We start from the raw sequence: 18657 nt of genomic DNA on the forward strand, positions 1-18657 counted from the left end.
ACTCACGCTAGATCTCGGGTAACTCGAAAATGTCGTTGAATCAGCACTTCAAGAAATGGTCATGGTTATTCGGTATCGCCGGTTTCAGTCTGATGGTCGCTGCAATTTTCGTGCTGCCGCAGTACCTGAAGCCAGATCTGGATGCCGGTGTCACTTTTTACGCCACCGAGGGATGCGCACCTTTCAAGGGTCAGTGTATCGGGCGAAAGGACAATCAAGCCATCACAGTCGGTTTAGGTAATGAAGCCATCGAATCTATGACAGAAATTCCCATTCGTGTGCATCTCGCTAACATGACAGCAGACTCCCTAATCGTCGATTTTGAAGGGCTTGAAATGTACATGGGCGTGGTCCGCACCCAGCTGGTACCGAATGCCCAGGGCGTCTACCAGGGAACCTTTACCCTGCCGGAGTGCGGTACAGGCAAAATGCTATGGCGCGCGCGGGCCATTATCGACAAGGGCACTTCCAAGAAAGGCATCAAATTTGATTTCTGGGCGGCTTGATGCACTCGCAGCAATAGGAGGCTAGATGCCGGATCTTGCAACCTGGGGAATTGCCGCCGCGTTTGCCGGTGGTCTCATATCGTTTTTTTCACCCTGCACGCTACCTCTGGTTCCCGGCTACCTGTCGGTCGTGACTGGAGGTGCCCTGACCGAGGCTTCGAATCGGTTGAAGGCCCTTTGGCTGAGCCTGTGTTTTGTGATGGGGTTCAGTCTGATCTTTATTGCCCTGGGAGCAAGCGCAAGTGCTTTAGGGCAATGGTTGATGGCCTATCGTGAAGAGGCCAACCTGGTGGCCGGCGTGCTCATCATTCTAATGGGTCTGTTTATGCTGGGTTGGTGGAGCATGCCGGCGTTGCAGCGCGAATGGCGCATTGGACAGTCACTTGAAGGCGGACGTCCCACTGCCGCCTTTCTTCTGGGGATAGCATTTGCCATCGGCTGGACACCCTGTATAGGTCCCATACTCGGGGCTATATTGGCGCTCAGCTCCACCCATGCCAATGCCGAGGCAGGTATGTTGTATCTTGCTGCCTATTCGTTAGGGCTGGCTCTTCCCTTCCTGGGAACTGCCCTATTCATTGAGCACTTTCGCCGACGAGTGCGCTGGTTCAGTCGCTGGAGTCGACTGCTGAGAGTGTTTGCAGGCCTGGTACTCGTTGTCATGGGCGTGTTGGTGCTCACCGGTCAGATGACTCTATTCGCGTCATGGATGTTGTCGACGTTTCCAGTTCTTGGAAGGCTTGGCTGAGCTTCCTACAACCAAACTAACGAGAACGGTTCACGGATTCATACTCAAATACTGCGTATGAACAGCTTTCATGAACAAATGGGGCTGCCTTTTCGTTAATGGTTTTGCATTGCCGAACCATTGAAGCGGTTCATCGTTCTTCAAGACTGGATCAAAAACCGGCTCGCAGTGGAGAGTCGCGAATGTCCGCTTTTGTTTAGTAGTGCCCTGGATGCGGCTAGATTGCAAAGCGGACATTCTGGTACGACGCCTGGAAAGCCGCTCGCATGCCTGGCGTATCGACAAACCGACCATCAATCTCTTCAACGGTCCGGCCATGGCAGTCTGGGTAGCATGGCCTCCACGTCAATCGTGTAGGTAGAGAAAAAAGCTTCCGCCGCTTCAATTAAAGCTGTCTCGTTTTCAAGTATCCCAAGATAGACCGGCCACTCGGCGTCTATCAGTTCCGTGCTATAAGGTTCCGGATCTACGTCCCCCAGCTCTGCAAGAAACCGGAACTCCGTTTCGTTCATGACGATGTAATCGCACCGTTTGCGCGAACACGCGGTCACGCCAGGTTAACAACGGCCCTACGGCGTGCATTTGGTCCGGCAAAGGCATCCATAGCGGGTTGGCGAAAACCGCGTTGGCCAGTCCTCGTTCCAGAGCCCAGGCCTGGCGTTTACGCGCCATCGGGACGAAATCGGCTGCGATACCGGTCTGTTTGGTGAATTCATTGATCACCTCGACCAGAATGCCCTCGCTGAGATCATTGCCGTAATAAAACGGGAGAAAGCTCTCGTCCGAACCCATAATCTTGAGCGTTTGGGACGAAACTGGAAGGAACCAGAATGCCATGATGATAAACAGGACTGCTCTCATTCGGTCCTCGTTGGAGTGATCAACCGGGTAAGGCCGTCGCTTGCCCGACTCTGCCTTTCGAGTTACAGACAGTTTGGCTCGAATTCTGGCTACATACCATAAGAAAGTCGATGTCGCTGCAAAGTCAGCTTTACCCACAAAAACTGTGGATAACTTTGTGGGAACAGCTCGGATAGGTGTCTTCAGCCCTGCAATGGCAGGGCCTCAGCCATTGTGGCGTTTTAATGACCGGCCAGCGAATAAACAGCCTTATCAGGCTAGCGAATACCCTTCGACTGCAGCCATTGGCTGATCTGCGCCTGATTCATGGCGCCGCTCTGGCGGGCCACTTCCCGGCCATTCTGGAACAGGATCATGGTAGGGATGCTGCGAATGCCAAACTGGCTGGCCGGGCCTTGGGCCTGTTCCGTATTTAGCTTGGCAAAACGTACCTTGCCCCGCCAGTCTCTCGCGGCCTGTTCGAACTGAGGCGCCATCATTTTGCAGGGGCCACACCAGCTCGCCCAGAAGTCCACCAGCACCGGCAGATCACTGCGCCCGGTATGATTAGCAAAGCTCTGGTCTGTAAGTTCCAGAACCTGATCCGGCCACAACGGCTGTTTGCAGGCGCCGCAATTGCCGCCAGATGACAATTTATCCGCAGGCACGCGATTTACCTTGTGGCAGTGGGGACAGACCAGGTGTCGGATATCAGTCATGATTGATTGCCCTCAGATTGTGTACTGAGATAAATGATCAGGGCAGACCAGACGAAATCAAGCAGCGCTTCATATTACTCGTCTCGCCAAAGCGGCCAGGCGATGAAAACTGTACTAGAAATCAGACATTACGTCCTGAAGATCCTGCTTGAGCTCTGCCGGTTCGGTGATCCATACCGTTTTATCAGGGCCGGGAAATACACCCACATCGAGGCCATCCTTCGTTAAACCGGGGACCCATTTCCGGAAGAAGTCCGGCAGTGAAATACTGCGGGGCGTCAGCTCATCGCCGCCGTTGGCGTACTCGGCGGCAAACGCCGAAGCCGGCCACACGGGCAGGTATTCCACATCGCCATCGTCCGAGGCGATCTTGAGGAATTGGCTCTGGCCGTTAACCAGGATCCAGATTTCCCGTTCCTCGGCCACTTGGCTCAGGAAGTAGTCGTACCGCTCTTCACCATCCATTTCCATTACTTGATTGAGGTCTTCACTGCTCATGTCAGGTACGCCACTCCAGTCGTTTGCTTTTCGGTATTCGGCGGAGCCTAACACGTATTTGGCGGAGACTGGCGGCCGCTTATCCAAAACATTATCAGCAACGCTGCAAGGGCCAGGTTGCCTAAGAGCATAAAGGGATACATTTCCGGGGAGATTCGCAACCATTCACCAGTAAAGTTCATCTTGGCGTGGAAAATCAGCACCGCTAGAACCATGCTGAACCGCAAGACACTATCCACGCGTAAAAGGAGCATCACTGAGGTCAGACCTCGAAACGGCGTCTAATTCAGAATAATCGGAGCATCCGAATGAAAAAGTACCTCGCCCTCCCGATCCTGTGCATCGCGTTGCCTGTATTCGCGCAACCGGCGCCTCCGCAAAAGGGATTCAGTGGTGAAGTCTCGCTAAATGCGGGGATCATCTCTTCAACGTCCAACTTTAACGTCGATGGCAGCGCCAGCACGTTGTTCAATAAAAGCGTTCTGATGATGAGCTCAGCCTGCTTGCAGCTTACGAGTACCCGCAATTCATGGGCTGGAAGGACTGGTCGTTTATTTCTTTTGCCGGCTTTGGCGACACCCAATCCAACCTGACCTTCTACGATGAATCCTCGTACCTGTTTGCGGTGGGGCTAAATTATAAGTTCTGATCTCGCCTGGCCTTCAAGCGCTCAACCAAGGCTCAGTTTTCAACCACTCGGGCTCGAAGCCTGGGTAGCTGAGCCGGGTAGTGTTCCTGAATGAAGGTTACCATGCCCTCCCGGATCGCACATCTGAGGTCCCAGTTCTTGCTGGAATTGGCGGCGCTCATCAAAAAACGCACCTGAATGGCCTGATCACTGGAATCGGTCACCTGCACCGAGGAAAATTCGCCATCCCAGAGCCCCGATTCATTGAGCAAACGAGTGAACTCCTGCCTGAGCGGTTCAACCGGCATGGTGTAGTCCACCCAGATAAAAACTGTTCCCAGCAACTCTGCGGTATTCCTGGACCAGTTCTGGAACGGGTTCTCGATAAACCATTGCAGTGGCACTACAAGGCGACGCAGATCCCAGACCCGCAAAACCACATAGGTGGCTGTCACTTCCTCTACCCAGCACCACTCGCCCTGAACATATAGCACGTCGTCTATACGGAAAGGTTGGGTCAGAGCGATCTGCATACCGGCCAGCAGGTTGCTCAACACAGGACGGGCCGCGAACCCGAGAATAAGGCCGCCGACACCCGCGGAGGCAAGAAGGCTGGCGCCCATGTGCTGAACCGATTCAAAGGTCATCAGGGCAGCGCCCAGGCCGATGATCACGATGAGAATATTAAGTGCGCGGACCAGGAATCGGGTCTGGGTCTCGACCTTGCGCGCCCGCTTCCAATGCCCTTCCAGCACTGGATTGAGCGCGACAATGACCTCGCCAATGGCCGATGTCAGTCGAACGGCCGCCCAGGTGATGGCAAGGATGAGTAGAAGGGTGGTGATTTGCTGAATCGCCGCCATCAACGGGAGATCCGGTGGTGCGGCCGCCAGCGAACCTGCAAGGGTGAGCAGACAGAAAACAACACCGAGCGCCCGGGCAGCCGCATCGAGGAACAGGCGAATGACCGTCCTGGACCCTGAAAAATGCCGAAAGACTGCCAGAGCCAGTCGGTACACGACATAGGTCGCAGCAACTGCGAGAATCGCCGTAAAACCCGGCCACAACCATGCCTTGAAACCGGCTTCAAACGATTCCAGCATCTGCCCTCCCCGAGCTTTCAATCAGAAAAGTGGGCAGGCGAACACATCCCTGTATTCCGCTCAGCCCCGTAAAAGCCTAGACCAGCCCTTGCTCCCGTGCCATCGCCATGGCCGCTTTCGGTCCGGTCCAGAGCGAGGGGAGGATAACCAGTGAAACCGGAATCGCTGTCAGCACGATGAACTGCTGGAGTACGCCAATCTGGCCGGCGCCCATATACAGAAGAATGGCCGCCATCAATGCCATGGCACCGCCCCAGAACACACGGATCCAAGGGCTTGGTTCGTCGTGGCCAGCTCCGACCATAGCAATCGAATAGCTCATGGAGTCGCCGGTGGTGGCAACGAAAATGGTTGTCAGCAACAGAATCGCCGCCGCCATCCAGGTGCCGCCGGGCAAAGCCTGAGCCACGGTCAGTGTGGCGACATCAAAGCGAAAGTTGTTCAGAGCTTCAGTCAGGTCGAAAGTACCGGCTAGCTGGTGATAGATACCGGAGCCACCGAGCAGGGTGAACCAGATGGTGGTCGCGATGGGGGCCAATACGGCCACCGCCAGAACCATTTCACGAACGGTCCGGCCCCGGGAGATTCTGGCAACAAACACTGCCATCAACGGCGTATAACCAATGAACCAGGCAAAGAAAAACACCGTCCACCATTTCATCCACCAGGCCGGTGCCGTTTCTGCGGTCATGGTTGCCATGGCAAAGAACGAGGTGACGTATTCACCCATCGACTGGGTGTAGGTATTCGCCAGGAACAGCGTGGGGCCGAAGACAAAGATAACCCCGGCAATAACCAACGCCAATATCACGTTGAAACGGCTCAGCAACTGAATGCCCTTATGCAGACCGGTCATGGCAGAAGTCATGTACACCCCGGCCAGAACCACCAGAACGCTCAGCTGGGTACCGTAGCCGTCTGGCACTCCGAACAGCTCATGCAACCCAAAGCTCATCTGGGTGGCGAGAAAACCGATGGGCCCGACGGTGCCGGCCACCACGGCAATCACACAGAAGGCATCGATGACACCACCGAGGCGCCCCTGAATGACTTTCTCACCGAATACCGGGTACAACAGCGTTCTTGGTTGCAAAGGTTTGCCCTGTCCGTAGTGGGCCCGCGTCAGGACCAGGGCTGTCAGGGAGCCGAGCACGGCCCATGCCAGGAATCCCCAGTGCGTGAACGACTGGGCCATGGCGGGAGCGACCGCTGCGGCGGAGCCAGCTTCGGTATTAAAAGCCGGAGGCGTAACAACAAAGTGGTAAACCGGTTCACCAGCGGCAAAAAACACCCCGCCTCCGGCCAACAAGGTACACATGATCATCGACAGCCACCGGAAACGGCCGATTTCTGGTCGATCCAGTCCGCCTATCCGAGCGGCGCCGGCCCGGCTCAGGGCTGTTCCAATGGCGATGAAGAATGTGAGTAGCAGCAGTAACTGGAAAAAGGAGCCCAGATAGGTGGCGGTCCACGCAAACCCGCTACCGATGAGTTCCGCCACGTAGCTACTGTCGAATATTGAGGCCCCTACGAACAGAAGTATGAAGCCGATAGTTAGCACCAGAACAACGGGATCGCTGTCTGTCAGTGGCCCACTTCTGGCTTGCGGGGGAGATTCGGATTGCACGGTCATATGGTCTGCCTCTGGAAGAAAAAGCCGCGCAGGCTACAGGAAGTGAACGACTCATGCACGGGGATTTCTGAAAATACGCATGCTCCGATGAAAACCGCCGCCCGGCTGTTCGGCCTCATTGGGCTGATCATGTTCATAGCGCCCGCTGCAGCACCCTCGCTGGGGTCACTCATGTTGGCGCTTGGCGAGTGGCAGTGGATACTTCTCATGCTGGCGGGCTATGCCGCGTTTCTTGTCCTGACGCTGCAGGTTGCGCTTTTTCCGAAGCTCCAGCCTCGAATCCCGACCACCACACCGATTCGGTCCCTGGTGACCAACTACCTGCTGGTGCTCAGACATAAAACCACCATGCGTTTTATCGGCATTCAGGTTCTGTGTTTCAGCACCATGCTGTTGTTCATCACCCATTCCCCGTTCATCTACCAGGAATGGTCTGGCCTCTCCAACAGCACGTTTGCCATTCTATTCGCCGCCAACATTGCGTTCATGGCTGCCCTGAACCTGATCAACCGTCCGTTACTACGGCGATTCTCCTCGGTGCAGCTGGTGCGCGCCCCGGACAGTCGCCCTGGCGAAAGAAGCTGGCGTGTAACATTTTGACCACAGGGAAGCTCTAAACGGTTTGCAGGGAGAATTGAACCATCCCTGACCATCGAAACGTATGCATGTGGGTAAAAAAACAAAGGACGTGTTCGACAATGACAGTGCCAATACCGGAAACCGCCTTCTCATCCAGAGCGGCGTGCCGCACGACAGGTTTGCTGAGGACGCCGGATACTTCCAGAAGTCGATCCCTCTGAGACACCCCCTCATTTTCTACCTTGGCCACACCGCACCATTCTTCGTTAACAAGCTGGTTCTGGCCAAGCTGCTACCCGAGCGCATCGATCCGCGCATGGAGTCGATTTTTGCAGTGGGTGTCGATGAGATGAGTTGGGACGATCTGGACGAGGACCATTACGACTGGCCTACCGTCGCCGAAGTCATGGATTACCGGGCCAAAGTCCGGGCCACCGTTCTCGAGTTGATCGAAACACTGCCGCTCAGCCTGCCAATCAATTGGGAGAGCCCCTGGTGGCCCATCGTCATGGGCGTCGAGCACGAGCGTATCCATCTGGAGACCTCGTCTGTACTGATCCGCCAGCATGATCTGGCAATGGTCCGCCCGCAGCCGGAAGGGGCCCCGATTCGTGAAACCGGTGAAGCGCCGGAAAACGAGCTGATCACCGTGCCAGCCGGCACAGTTTCAATCGGCAAACCCTACGATGACGCCTACTACGGCTGTGACAATGAATACGGCGAGCATGAAGCCGAGGTCGATGAGTTCAGGGCCAGTCAGTATCTGGTCAGCAATCAGGAATTCCTGGCGTTTGTTGAAGCTGGCGGTTACCAGGAAGACCGGTTCTGGAGTGAAGAAGGTTGCGCCTGGCGCCAATTCGCCAAGGCCAGGCATCCAACGTTCTGGCGCTGGCAGAATGGGTGGCACCTGCGACTGATGACCGAGGAAGTGGAGATGCCGTGGGACTGGCCGGTGGAAGTCAATTACCACGAAGCAAAAGCCTTTTGCGAGTGGAAACGGGAGGAAACCGGTATCAAAGAGGTGGACAACGACCCTGCCAACGCCAACCTGCACCTGGACCATGGAGCATCTTCCTGCCCGGCTTCCGCTACATCGACTCGGAAAGCGAAGCGGTGCAACCCAATGCCTACTACGAAAGCGACCGGTTGCTGACTGAATACGCGGAGCTCCACTTCGGTGACACCTGGTTTGGCGTGGAAAACTTTCCGAAGGCCCTGGCGGATCTGGCCCTGGGTGCCATGAATGGCAAGCCCACCGGCAAAGCAGTGGATCTGGGCTGCGCCTGTGGCCGGTCCAGTTTCGAGCTGGCAAGGCGCTTTGACCAGGTGGAAGGCGTCGATTTCTCAGCCAACTTTATCAGGCTGGGCGTGGAAATGGCCGAGCAAGGCTCCATTCGCTATGCACTTGCAGAGGAAGGCGAACTGGTCAGCTATCACACCCGAACGCTCAAAGAACTTGGCCTCGAGGAATGTTCTGAGAACGTGAGCTTCTACCAGGGGGATGCCTGTAACCTGAAACCGCAGTACTCGGGCTACGACCTTGTTATGGCGGCCAACCTTATTGATCGCCTCTACCGCCCAAGGCGTTTCCTGGACAGCATTCACGAGCGAATCAACGACGGTGGGCTGTTGGTTATTGCTTCACCCTACACCTGGCTGGAGGAACACACGCCGAAGGAAGAGTGGATTGGCGGTTTCAAAAAGGATGGTGAGAACCACACCACGCTGGATGGCCTGAAAGAGCACCTCTCACAGCATTTCAGGCTAGTCAGTCAGCCGAGAAAGGTGCCTTTCGTTATCCGCGAAACCCAGCACAAGTTCCAACATACCCTGTCGGAAGTAACTATCTGGGAGCGGTTGCCGCGTTGATCAGCGCGGCAATCTCTCCTCTGAAAGGGCTGAACCAGGTCGTTTAACTCTTGCGTCCCGCAAAGCTCATTTTCTGGTTCGCGAGCTTTTCAGGTGTCCCCGTCCAGGCGTAGGCCAGGAGCGTAGGCTCAAAGTCCCCGGTGGTCATACGGTGGGCTTTTTCCGGCGGGTTGAAGAACAGAGCGCCCGGGGTAAATACGCTGTAGCTGCTGTCAGAGACCGAACCACTCAAACAGATGTAGGACTCGCTTATGCCGTCGTGACTGTGTTCCGGATACGTACATTTTGGGCCGAATAGCACCAGGCCCAGTATGACGTTTTTGCTGAGCACAGGTCCGTTCGGGCCCATCAGCTCAGCGTACGCGTATTTACGGGCCAGGCTTTTATGCATCCTTTCATAGCCATAGCGCCAGGTAAGCTGGCCAGAGACTCGCGTCAGGGCTCTAACAACTGGTGCGGTCCGCTCACTCAATCCCTGGTCCAGAGCCCGCCCGAGCCATGCGCATACTGGAAGCTGCACAGGTTGGTCAAACTCAACAACAGGATTGGACTCAAGTTCAGCATTAAGTCGATTTCGGACATCTTTGAGATGCGAACGAATGACCGGGTTTCCACCCGCAGAACCAAATCTATAGAGGTGCCAGTACTCCCGAAACACATATTGCCAATCCACATGATCTGAGAGTCTGGCCATATCCGCTCTTCTCCTGCGCATATCCGGAAGTTCGGGATTCAGGATAGGTGATTTTGTGTTTCACAAACAATGCCGCGCCCCGGAGGGCGCGGCAAAAACGGCTTCAACCAGATTACTGAACCTGCTCGAAGTAACCCTTCAGCCGATCCTTATTCGTGGCGGCAGCAGCGGTCAGCTTGTCCACCGCGGCTTTGGCAGCGTCGTAGTTGACCGGGTCGCCGGGCTCAGCCTTCACAAATCCTGGCTCAAAGACCATTGCGCCGTCAGCGCCAGAGTTTTTCATTTCAACGACATGCTCTGCTGCCATAGCGAGGCTGGACGCAAGGGTCAGTGCAACTGCGGCTAAACCATTCTTGAAAGTTAATTTCATAGTAACTTCACCTCATTGGTCGGACCTTAAAAGCACTAGGAATTACGCACCCCACTCACATCAGGATTGTTTTCGGAGCTACGGGCATATCCCTATGGGAATGACGGTCGTGTTTCGCCGACTGACAGGCCTGAGAACCAAAGACGGTCTGTGTCGTACACACTTTTATGATGTTTACAGACCTCGTAGGCGTCGTCTCCAAAGCAGCAGTCCAGTTTGCTCGACTGATCTGATAATCCCCATAGAGCCGAACAGGGTTTTATGCAACAAAAGACGATCACTGACGAAACCTTGAAAATGGGCGTTGACGTCCTCGCTGAGAAAGATCCCGATCTTTACGAGGTGCGAGCCCGACTGGGATACCCTCCAATCTGGACTCGCGAACCGGGGTTTGCATCATTGATCCACATCATCCTTGAACAACAGGTCTCGCTCAAAGCCGCAGCTACGATGTTCCAGCGGCTAGCGTCCCACCTTGGATCGGTAACCCCGGAACTGGTCCAGAGGGCTGGCGAGCCTGAGCTAAGACGAGTCGGGCTTACCCGACAGAAATCCAGGTATTGTGTCGAGCTGGCCAACCGCATAACCGACGGCAAACTCGACCTCGCGCAAGTCGAAAAGCTTGACGATGTGCAGGGCCGAAGCCACCTTTTAGAAGTACCCGGTTTGGGGCCCTGGACCGTCGACATCTATTACATGATGGCGCTACGACGGCCGGATGTCTGGCCCCAAGGCGACCTGGCACTGGCATCCGCAATACAGGACATCAAAAATCTGGATGCCCGACCGACAAAAGAAGAGCAACTGGCCTTTGCCGAACAGTGGGCGCCCTGGCGAGCACTGCCCGATGTGCGCGGCTGCACACGGCTGGGTTGGCCTTGGGCGAATCGTCTATGCAAGCTCGTCAGAGCAGCTTTCAGCCTGGCTGGACGAACTGCACGTGGCGCCACCACCCGTGGCAACCCTTCCGATCAATGAGGTTGTTCCGGGCGTTCCCACTGAGGGTCCTTTCCCTGCGCTCTCAGATGCCCTGCGCGAACTTCACAAGCGCTATGCTTTGGCCGGTCGGAACAAAACGTAATTTCCCAGCAGTGCCAGCGTGGCACCCAGTACCGCCGTTGTTGTCCACTCAAAACCCTCGAGCCAGGTCGAAACGCTCAGGGCAACCACGGGGAAAAGTACCGTCGCGTAGCCTGCTTTGTCAGCGCCGAGCGTCTGAATCACCGTGATGTAGCAATAGAAAGCGATGATTGAGCCGGGAACGGCCAGAAAGACGGTTGCGCCCCAGAAAGTCGCTGAGGTGGGGACTACCCACTCAACACCAAGCAACAGGCACCAGATGCCAAGAATCACCGCGCCGTAAACCATGGCCCAGGCATTGGCCAGTAACAGCGGCACCTGAGACATCCGCACCTTGATGCTTACCAGGTTACCCATGGAAAACCAGAAGGTGCCGCCAATGGCGAAAAGAATGCTGGTGGCTGTGGCATTCCCCAGTTGCAGATCGTGCCAGAACAGCAGTGCCACACCTGTGATCCCCAGAGAGATCGCCGGATAAAGCCGGGCGGTAGGCCGGAGCCGTAACCAGAGCCAGCCATTCAAAGCGTTAAACAGAGCGGCCAGCGAAAACACCACCGCCAGCAGACCGCTTGTCATCGATTCTGCAGCACGATAAATCAGCAGAAAGTTCAGGCTGTACAGGGTTGCCCCCTGCAGCACCAGCCAACCGTGCTGTTTCAGGGTCAACTTCTCCAGCCTGCGCACCATGGCAAGAACCACCAGTGTCACGACAGAAGCCATAAAGAATCGGTAAAACACGGATATGTCGACCGGCGCCGCTTCAACCTGCAGACGAATCGCTGTCCAGGTGAGACCCCAGATCAGTACCGTCAAACCATAGTGAACAGAGATGGGCATGCCAGTGGGGTCCTGTAGCTATCGGGAACAATGGTTGATCGGGGGTCAGAGTAGAACCAGGACAGCACCAAAACTTGTCAGATCCTGCTGAACCATGGATGATTCTTGAGGCGGCCTCTCGTCCAGACTGATCCTACATCCCTATACCAACGCCGTACAACTCATGCAAAAGTGCCGTTTAACCACTCACTTGGGAGACCTATGCGCATTCGCGTAACGCATCAAAGGGTTACTCTTGCTCTGCAATTGATACTGCTTGGTGAAGCAGTGTTTGCGATCTGGGGCCAACGATGGTTCACCGCATTTCTGACGGCCATGATTATCGCCATCACCTTCTTCCCGTTGCTGTTTGAACGCCGTTTCCGAATCCACATTCCGCCGGAACTGCAACTGGCCGCCATAGGGTTTGTGTTTGCTTCCCTGTTTCTCGGGGAGATCCGTGATTACTACACGCGCTTCTGGTGGTGGGACATGGCGCTGCACACCACATCGGGATTCTTGTTAGGTATTTTGGGGTTCCTCTTGGTGCACATCATGAACGAGACCGAAAAGATTCACGTGCACATGAACCCCGGCTTTGTCGCATTTTTCGCGTTCATGTTTGCACTGGGCGTGGGCGCACTATGGGAGGTTTTCGAGTTCACCATGGATTCCCTGTTTGGCATGAATATGCAAAAACCCATGCTTGGTGATCCTTCCGGACTGACGGATACCATGTGGGACCTGATCGTGGATGCGACGGGGGCATTGGTCATTTCAATATTGGGATGGCGCTACCTGAAGAACCCTGACAAACGTTCCTTTCTGGAGCGCTGGATTGACTCTTTTATTGAAAGAAATCCGCGATTTTTCAAACGTTAATGATTTTAAGGAAATGACATGCAAGCATGATGGCCCCGTCAGAGAGGGCGTGGCGTCATGACCTGTCAAATGGGATAATGCGTGCAAATTCAAAGCCGTCGAACGAAGCCATTCATGTTTTTATCGTGTAAGAAAATCTCAGACTCACAAGGTTTTACCCTGATCGAGCTGGTTCTCGTCGTTGTCATTCTTGGAGTTCTGGCCGCCTTTGCACTGCCACGATTTTCGGACCTCTCAACCGATGCCCGCCTGGCGGCATTGGATTCACTGGAAGGCACGATGAAAAGCACAATAGGAATAGTGAGAAGCAAAGCCTATGCACAGGGGCTGTCCCCAGCAGCCAGCAATCCCGGCGGAATACAGACTAACTATGTAATAGAAACTGAAGCGGGCCGCTCGGAAGTCGACTGGCGCAACCTGTGCCCAGAAAGCCGCGCCGAGGCGGATGATACGCTAACAATGCTTGATTACATCTCGGTGGACGCCAACGATTCCTCCCTGCAGACCTTCGTCGACAACCAGTACACCCGTGTAGGGTTTTCTTTGCCTGCAGGATCTGGCGCCGGCCCCGGCTGCTATGTCGAATACGATTCCTTCGGCGATCCGGAATGCACGGTGACCCAGATAACCTCGGAATGCTGACACACGTCTTATCCGAAAATCCGTTGAATGCAGCCTACTTTACCAAGCCTGAACGGGGCACAACGCACGCCATCGCCGTGAGCGAAACATCCCGGAAAGTCGCCTCTGAAGCAACAACACTCGGGAATCGATCGTAAAGCATCCGACGGCAAGTAGAGGTTCTTGCCTCGGCTTTTTCGACGCAATCAGCGTGAACCTTCGTGCCACTGCCTTCGCCCGCGGCGTCGGAACAGAAGTCCGGAATCTGGGTGAAAATCCAGTCGACTGCGGCACTGAGTTCCACAGGATTGGCCCGGAGATTGGTCAGGCGGTTTGCATCGATGGGGTCGGGCTGTTCACGGGTCTGGTCCCATAGAACAAATAGCAGGGCGGCAGATACCAGTACAACAGTGACCTTGGGAAACTTCATGGGCGCCTTTTCAATCCGGTGAATCAGATCGCCGATCATAAACGCTCAGGCATCTGCTGTCCCGGTTTCCTATACTTATCTGGATTTCAACCAAATGGGCTTTCCAAGGAAAGCGCCCTGCCAATCAGACAACCCTGTCGCTCAAGCCAAAAGGAGTTTTGCAAATGACCACACTGATCGTTGGTCTCATTCTGTTTCTGGGCGTGCATTCGCTTTCAATCATAAACGAGCCCCTGCGCAACCGACTGAACGCGTCCATGGGCGAGGGAGCCTTCAAAGGACTGTATTCCGTGGTGTCCCTCGTCGGTCTGGTTCTGATCGTTTGGGGTTACGGCGCCGCCCGGATGGATCCGACGGTGATCTACATGCCGCCGGCGTGGCTCAAGCACGTGTCATTCCTGCTTCTGGTGCCTGTATTCCCGCTACTGTTCGCCACCTACCTCCCGGGTAAGATCAAGGCAAAACTGAAGCACCCCATGCTCATTGCCGTCAAACTCTGGGCTCTGGCTCACCTTCTGGCGAACGGGATGCTCCACGACCTTCTGCTGTTCGGCTCCTTCCTTGCCTGGGCGGTAGCCGACCGGATCTCCATGAAGCGCAGAACCCAGCGCGCCATCACCACGTTGCCAGCCACCAAAGCCAATGACGTCATTGCGATCGTTGGCGGCCTTGCCGTGTATGTGGTCATGGTGGTGTGGGCCCACCAGTGGCTCTTTGGCGTGTCGCCGGTCTGATTGACCGGCACTCACCTGGACTAGAGGCCCTGGGCCCCGCGGCGCAACCAGTCGTGCACGAACGCAAGCTTGCGCTGCGCCGTTTCGGACAGGACAAACGGGTAGAGGTCAGACAGTCCCATGGAGCGGTTCACATGGTTAACCCGGATGGCCAGTGACGCAGCAACATTGATCAGCATGGCCGTGTCGGGCTCCGAGTAGGGATCCCAACCCTGTCTCGGCACCTCGGGCGAGGTCAGACCGGATGACACCAGGCTGTCGGTGATGTCCGTAAGGTGCAGCAGGTGTGCCGCAGTCTCCGCCCAGTCCTCGTGCGGGTGTGCCGAGGCGTAGCTGGTCAGGTAGAAAAGCCTCCAGTCTTCCGGCGGACCGTTATGGTAATGATGCTCAAGCGCTGTCGGATAATCAGCGCGTTCATCACCAAACATCTCCCGGAACGCATCCAGAAAGTCCTCACGCAAACTCAGGCGCCACCAGAGCATATGAGCGATTTCATGGCGTATGTGGCCGACCATGGTTCGATAGGGTTCGTCCAGGGCCTGCCTCCGGGTGGCACGAACCACTGGATCCGCTTCTGCAACACTGATCGTTACCACACCATTGGCGTGCCCCATGGCAACCGGGGTCAGGCCTTCCGCCAACATGTGGAAAACCGGACGGGTGCCAGGATCTTCCGGCCGGAACCAGTGCCAACGGCCGAGATTATCCAGCACCCAGCGCTTTGCAGCCTCAGTTTCGGCCCAGTTCGGCATGGCATTGAAAATGTTGGGATCGGGTGCCAGCGCCGTCATCGCACAAGACCGACAGAAGGCCCCCTGTTCCGGCGCAATCCAGTTGCAGCCGATAATATCTCGGTTCACACAAAACGGAGGCATGGGGACGAACGCCCTGGCCTGTGGGTCGTAAGCGACCGGTGTACCCTGAGCGGTGGTCAGATTATCAAACCACAGATTTCCGGAACCAACCGGGTTAGAAAAAACCTTCATAGAGCTGGTGCTCCTTTTGAACGGCAGTGTGCCTGAAAATGAATTGCCGCTCTCCCGAACCTATACCCTATAGCAAAGGAAAACCAGCCAAGTCGTCAATCGCTACCTGCTAAAACATAACCAATATCTATAACCCGCCCTCAAACAAATTCATTTGCCTCATCCGGGTGGCGTTTCCAGGATGGTGACTCTGTCACCCATAATAAGAATCACACCCCGGGGAACCAGGTACCATGACTTTCCGCTCCGTAGTGATTGCCAATCGCGGCGAAATCGCGATCCGTATTGCCAGAGCCTGCAGCGAACTGGGTATGCGGGCGGTCACCGTATTCTCTGAAGACGATGCCGCCAGTTTGCATACCCGTATGGCCGATGAGGCAGTGGCTCTCAAGGGCCGTGCTGCGAAGCGGTCCATCCAGGCTACGGCTTTCTGGCGGAAAACGCCGGTTTTGCCCGCGAATGCGAGCGGGCCGGTCTGGTCTTTATTGGCCCGTCGCCAGAGGTGCTGGAAGGGTTTGGCGACAAATCGGCAGCCCGGGCTCTGGCACAGAGCTGCGACGTTGCTCTGATCAAGGGCATCAACAAAACGGTGAGCCTTGGCGAAGCCCGGGCTTTCCTGAGAGAGCATGGCCCTCTGATGCTCAAGGCCATTGCCGCGACCGGCACACTGAGTACGTACGAGCCACCGTCGGGCCCCGGTTTACGAGTCGATGGCTATGGTTACGCCGGCTATACCGTCAGTCCGTCGTTTGACTCCCTGCTCGCCAAGCTGGTTGCCCACGGCAGCGATTATCCAACAACACTCCGACGGCTGTATCGGGCCCTGTGCGAGTTCCGGCTGACCGGTGGTACTTGAAGCCATGAAAATGGAATTCGTGGTCAAGGCAACGCAATCCGGCATCATCCACACAGTTGCCGCGGAACCGGGGGCTCACCAATCACCGCAAGGCAGACCGCATCCTGGCTCTGGCCGGGCAATGGCGAATTCCGCTGGTTCTGTTTGCGGAAGGCGGCGGTGGCCGCCCATCCGACACCGACACCAACGGCGTGTCCTTTCTCGACTGTCATACCTTTGTCAGCATGGCCAGGCTTTCAGGCGTGGTGCCCACGCTCGGCATTGTCTCCGGCCGATGCTAACGCGGGGGACAGTTTGTCGACACCTGGTGACGCTAGAACTGGCTACGCCCCCGCAACAGAATCTGAACATCATCGATACTGTCGTCGCCATCCAGGGGGAAGGCAAAGTCCAGGTGCAGCATGCGTTGCACCTCGATACGGCTGGACGCCAGCCTCATGCCGAAGCCAACATCTTTCAGCACGCCTTCGTCCGGTCCATTGTTCCGGTCATCGGTAAACCAGGCCCGGCCTACATCGGTGAAGAGTACGCCGCCCACCCGAAACAGCTTGAACGGATGCCAGTCCGGAAAATAACGCCGCTCCAGGGTCCATAGCGCGCGGCGGTTGCCCTGCTGGTACTCACTGGGGTACCCGCGCAAACCGTTCTCACCGCCAATAAGCAGTTGCTGGTCCGCTGTCAGATTGTGCGCTGCCGTGAAGGCGAGGTTGGTGTACCAGCTGTTCCAACGCTCGGAGCCGCCGTGAAAATACTGAACGCTCACTGTCCCCAACAGATTTTCCACCCGGTCTTCGTCGAGCCGGTAAGTGCCACTCTGGCTGAGGGTGTAGCTGGCGTAGTTGGTTTCCGATGCATGCAGTACATCCTTGAAATCCATATTCAGAACCACACGGTCCTCGGTGGCACCCAGCCCGCTGCCCGAGTAGCCCAGCTCGGTTCGCCACACGAAGCCATCACGCACATCCTCCACTCGCTGGAGCCGCGTCAGATTGGTCATTTCCCGGAAGCGGTTCTGGCGGTAATCGAAGCCAACCCAGGGGTAACTCAGAGTCCGGTCGTCGGGCAGGATGTCCAGATTGGGTTCGTTGGGGAGCCTCTCGAATTCCAGGGCATCGTATCGATAGCCCGCCAGTAATCGGAGCTGGCGGTCATTCCGCTCGGCCAGGCGCCAGCCCCCATCAATACTGAAAAATTCCTGGCTGCGTCGATAATCCGCAATAGCCTCAGCCCCCACATAACGGGATTCCTCCCGCACGTCATCGATGCCGCTCAGGCCAAACCGCCAGTTTGTGGTCTCGCTGAAGAAAGGCCTCTCGAGGTAGGCGCTGCGGCCCCGTCCATCGCTTCTCTCATCGAACGAGAATCCCGCCTGCCAGTGCGAGCCCAAGACGTTGGGGTCATCAAAATACAGACTGGTTTCGGTACGGTCCGGGTCTTTCGCATAGCCGATGCCAAGGCTTTTGCCTGACCCGGCAAAGTTGGGATCAGACAGCCCGAAGTTGGTGGTGTTCTCACCGCCAGATCGCGACACGCCAACGCTGGGAAAAAGTGTCCAGGTATCCCGCGTCAGAACACTTACCTCGATTTCGTCCCCACAAACCCGGGTGACGCCCACCCATGCAGCGGTCAAATATTCCCGCTGGCGCAGCACCCGCTCGGACTCGGAAATAAGCTCGGGCTCGTAGACATCCCCTTCCTCAAACACCAGCTGGGCGCGCAAGGCGGACTCCCAGGTCGGCGTATTGAGTGCATTGAGGGTTCGATAGAGCGCATTGTCCTGCTCCGGATCGGTGGTATCAAAGATGGGGCGGCGAAGGATCCGGATGTTGCTGATCCGGGCACCCTCCGGAATCACCAGATCACTCTGGCGGGCAAGCTGATCCCTCGGTTTGTCCAGATCAATCGCCTCTGGCTGAATATCGCTGGTGATGCAGCCCTCCCTGGCTGGTTCCGCACCCAGGCACGAGCCGGCCAGAGCCAGCCCGGAGACAACAAACGTTTTCCTGAACACAATACTGACCTCTACAGACACCAAGACAATAATCCGGGCAGGCTGACCTCACTG

At 56.1% G+C, this 18657-nt stretch carries 21 protein-coding genes and 1 pseudogene; 11 read left to right on the forward strand and 11 right to left on the reverse strand.

The features are described 5' to 3' along the window. Positions 1-29: 29 nt before the first annotated feature. Positions 30-506 (forward strand): hypothetical protein, encoded by a 477-nt coding sequence (locus tag AC5JQH_RS04790; RefSeq protein ID WP_053112804.1) that lies wholly within the window; start codon positions 30-32, stop codon positions 504-506. Positions 507-531: 25 nt separating this feature from the next. Further along, a complete protein-coding gene (locus AC5JQH_RS04795) occupies positions 532-1254 on the forward strand; it encodes a cytochrome c biogenesis CcdA family protein (RefSeq protein WP_008173719.1) in 723 nt (240 codons plus the stop codon). Between the two features lie 450 nt (positions 1255-1704). Here AC5JQH_RS04795 and AC5JQH_RS04800 read toward each other — a convergent pair whose 3' ends face one another. The 3 genes from AC5JQH_RS04800 to AC5JQH_RS04810 form a co-directional block, all read right to left on the reverse strand. After that, entirely contained in the window at positions 1705-2115 is a 411-nt protein-coding gene (locus AC5JQH_RS04800) for a hypothetical protein (protein WP_476158812.1), read from the reverse strand. 257 nt (positions 2116-2372) lie between these two features. Further along, positions 2373-2813, reverse strand: coding sequence for a thioredoxin TrxC (trxC, locus tag AC5JQH_RS04805; protein WP_008172333.1), 441 nt, complete (start codon positions 2811-2813; stop codon positions 2373-2375). 114 nt (positions 2814-2927) lie between these two features. Continuing rightward, positions 2928-3311 carry a DUF2750 domain-containing protein gene (locus AC5JQH_RS04810; protein ID WP_008172335.1) on the reverse strand — a complete coding sequence of 128 codons (384 nt, stop codon included), beginning with the start codon at positions 3309-3311 and terminating at the stop codon, positions 2928-2930. Positions 3312-3840: 529 nt separating this feature from the next. Between AC5JQH_RS04810 and AC5JQH_RS04815 the strand changes: the two genes are divergently transcribed. After that, positions 3841-3960, forward strand: coding sequence for a DUF2860 family protein (locus tag AC5JQH_RS04815; protein ID WP_008172339.1), 120 nt, complete (start codon positions 3841-3843; stop codon positions 3958-3960). 32 nt (positions 3961-3992) lie between these two features. On the opposite strand, the gene AC5JQH_RS04820 is transcribed toward AC5JQH_RS04815, so the two are convergent. Beyond that, positions 3993-5042 carry a mechanosensitive ion channel family protein gene (locus AC5JQH_RS04820; protein ID WP_008172341.1) on the reverse strand — a complete coding sequence of 350 codons (1050 nt, stop codon included), beginning with the start codon at positions 5040-5042 and terminating at the stop codon, positions 3993-3995. 76 nt (positions 5043-5118) lie between these two features. After that, a complete protein-coding gene (locus AC5JQH_RS04825) occupies positions 5119-6675 on the reverse strand; it encodes a BCCT family transporter (RefSeq protein WP_482901678.1) in 1557 nt (518 codons plus the stop codon). An 87-nt stretch (positions 6676-6762) separates the two neighbouring features. On the opposite strand from AC5JQH_RS04825, the gene AC5JQH_RS04830 reads away from it, so the two are divergent. From AC5JQH_RS04830 to AC5JQH_RS04840, 3 genes are all read left to right on the forward strand, one after another. Next, a complete protein-coding gene (locus AC5JQH_RS04830; RefSeq protein ID WP_254775558.1) occupies positions 6763-7275 on the forward strand; it encodes an MFS transporter in 513 nt (170 codons plus the stop codon). Between the two features lie 67 nt (positions 7276-7342). Further along, complete coding sequence (ovoA, locus tag AC5JQH_RS04835) at positions 7343-8407, forward strand: 5-histidylcysteine sulfoxide synthase (RefSeq protein WP_199185495.1); 1065 nt, start codon at positions 7343-7345, stop codon at positions 8405-8407. After that, positions 8368-9123, forward strand: coding sequence for a putative 4-mercaptohistidine N1-methyltransferase (locus AC5JQH_RS04840; RefSeq protein WP_493805338.1), 756 nt, complete (start codon positions 8368-8370; stop codon positions 9121-9123). Before ovoA ends, AC5JQH_RS04840 begins: the two co-directional genes overlap by 40 nt. 43 nt (positions 9124-9166) lie before the next feature. On the opposite strand, the gene AC5JQH_RS04845 is transcribed toward AC5JQH_RS04840, so the two are convergent. Next, a complete protein-coding gene (locus AC5JQH_RS04845; RefSeq protein WP_493805339.1) occupies positions 9167-9817 on the reverse strand; it encodes a dimethylsulfonioproprionate lyase family protein in 651 nt (216 codons plus the stop codon). Positions 9818-9929: 112 nt separating this feature from the next. Further along, complete coding sequence (locus tag AC5JQH_RS04850; protein ID WP_092034330.1) at positions 9930-10187, reverse strand: cupredoxin domain-containing protein; 258 nt, start codon at positions 10185-10187, stop codon at positions 9930-9932. Positions 10188-10448: 261 nt separating this feature from the next. On the opposite strand from AC5JQH_RS04850, the gene AC5JQH_RS04855 reads away from it, so the two are divergent. Next, positions 10449-11165, forward strand: coding sequence for a DNA-3-methyladenine glycosylase family protein (locus AC5JQH_RS04855; RefSeq protein ID WP_008172349.1), 717 nt, complete (start codon positions 10449-10451; stop codon positions 11163-11165). Positions 11166-11237: 72 nt separating this feature from the next. Here AC5JQH_RS04855 and AC5JQH_RS04860 read toward each other — a convergent pair whose 3' ends face one another. Further along, positions 11238-12104 carry a DMT family transporter gene (locus AC5JQH_RS04860; protein WP_092034327.1) on the reverse strand — a complete coding sequence of 289 codons (867 nt, stop codon included), beginning with the start codon at positions 12102-12104 and terminating at the stop codon, positions 11238-11240. 201 nt (positions 12105-12305) lie between these two features. Between AC5JQH_RS04860 and AC5JQH_RS04865 the strand changes: the two genes are divergently transcribed. Both AC5JQH_RS04865 and AC5JQH_RS04870 read left to right on the forward strand, forming a co-directional pair. Then, positions 12306-12965 carry a DUF2238 domain-containing protein gene (locus AC5JQH_RS04865; RefSeq protein WP_092034325.1) on the forward strand — a complete coding sequence of 220 codons (660 nt, stop codon included), beginning with the start codon at positions 12306-12308 and terminating at the stop codon, positions 12963-12965. Between the two features lie 114 nt (positions 12966-13079). Then, positions 13080-13607, forward strand: coding sequence for a prepilin-type N-terminal cleavage/methylation domain-containing protein (locus AC5JQH_RS04870; RefSeq protein ID WP_491713658.1), 528 nt, complete (start codon positions 13080-13082; stop codon positions 13605-13607). Positions 13608-13641: 34 nt separating this feature from the next. Here the strand turns inward: AC5JQH_RS04870 and AC5JQH_RS04875 are convergent, their stop codons facing one another. Further along, positions 13642-14055: a hypothetical protein gene (locus AC5JQH_RS04875; RefSeq protein WP_092033320.1), complete on the reverse strand. Its 414-nt coding sequence runs from the start codon at positions 14053-14055 to the stop codon at positions 13642-13644. Positions 14056-14180: 125 nt separating this feature from the next. Between AC5JQH_RS04875 and AC5JQH_RS04880 the strand changes: the two genes are divergently transcribed. Next, a complete protein-coding gene (locus AC5JQH_RS04880) occupies positions 14181-14750 on the forward strand; it encodes an NnrU family protein (RefSeq protein WP_092033322.1) in 570 nt (189 codons plus the stop codon). Positions 14751-14770: 20 nt separating this feature from the next. Here the strand turns inward: AC5JQH_RS04880 and AC5JQH_RS04885 are convergent, their stop codons facing one another. Further along, positions 14771-15736: a zinc-binding metallopeptidase family protein gene (locus tag AC5JQH_RS04885; RefSeq protein ID WP_493805340.1), complete on the reverse strand. Its 966-nt coding sequence runs from the start codon at positions 15734-15736 to the stop codon at positions 14771-14773. 233 nt (positions 15737-15969) lie between these two features. On the opposite strand from AC5JQH_RS04885, the pseudogene AC5JQH_RS04890 reads away from it, so the two are divergent. Continuing rightward, a pseudogene (locus AC5JQH_RS04890) lies at positions 15970-16870 on the forward strand (biotin carboxylase N-terminal domain-containing protein); the annotation flags it as partial. A 35-nt stretch (positions 16871-16905) separates the two neighbouring features. Here the strand turns inward: AC5JQH_RS04890 and AC5JQH_RS04895 are convergent. After that, the gene (locus AC5JQH_RS04895) at positions 16906-18603 is read right to left on the reverse strand and encodes a BamA/TamA family outer membrane protein (protein ID WP_493791752.1); all 1698 of its coding nucleotides are present in this window, start codon (positions 18601-18603) and stop codon (positions 16906-16908) included. Between the last annotated feature and the right edge of the window lie 54 nt (positions 18604-18657).

The sequence above is a fragment of the Marinobacter sp. H13 genome, from assembly GCF_059072335.1.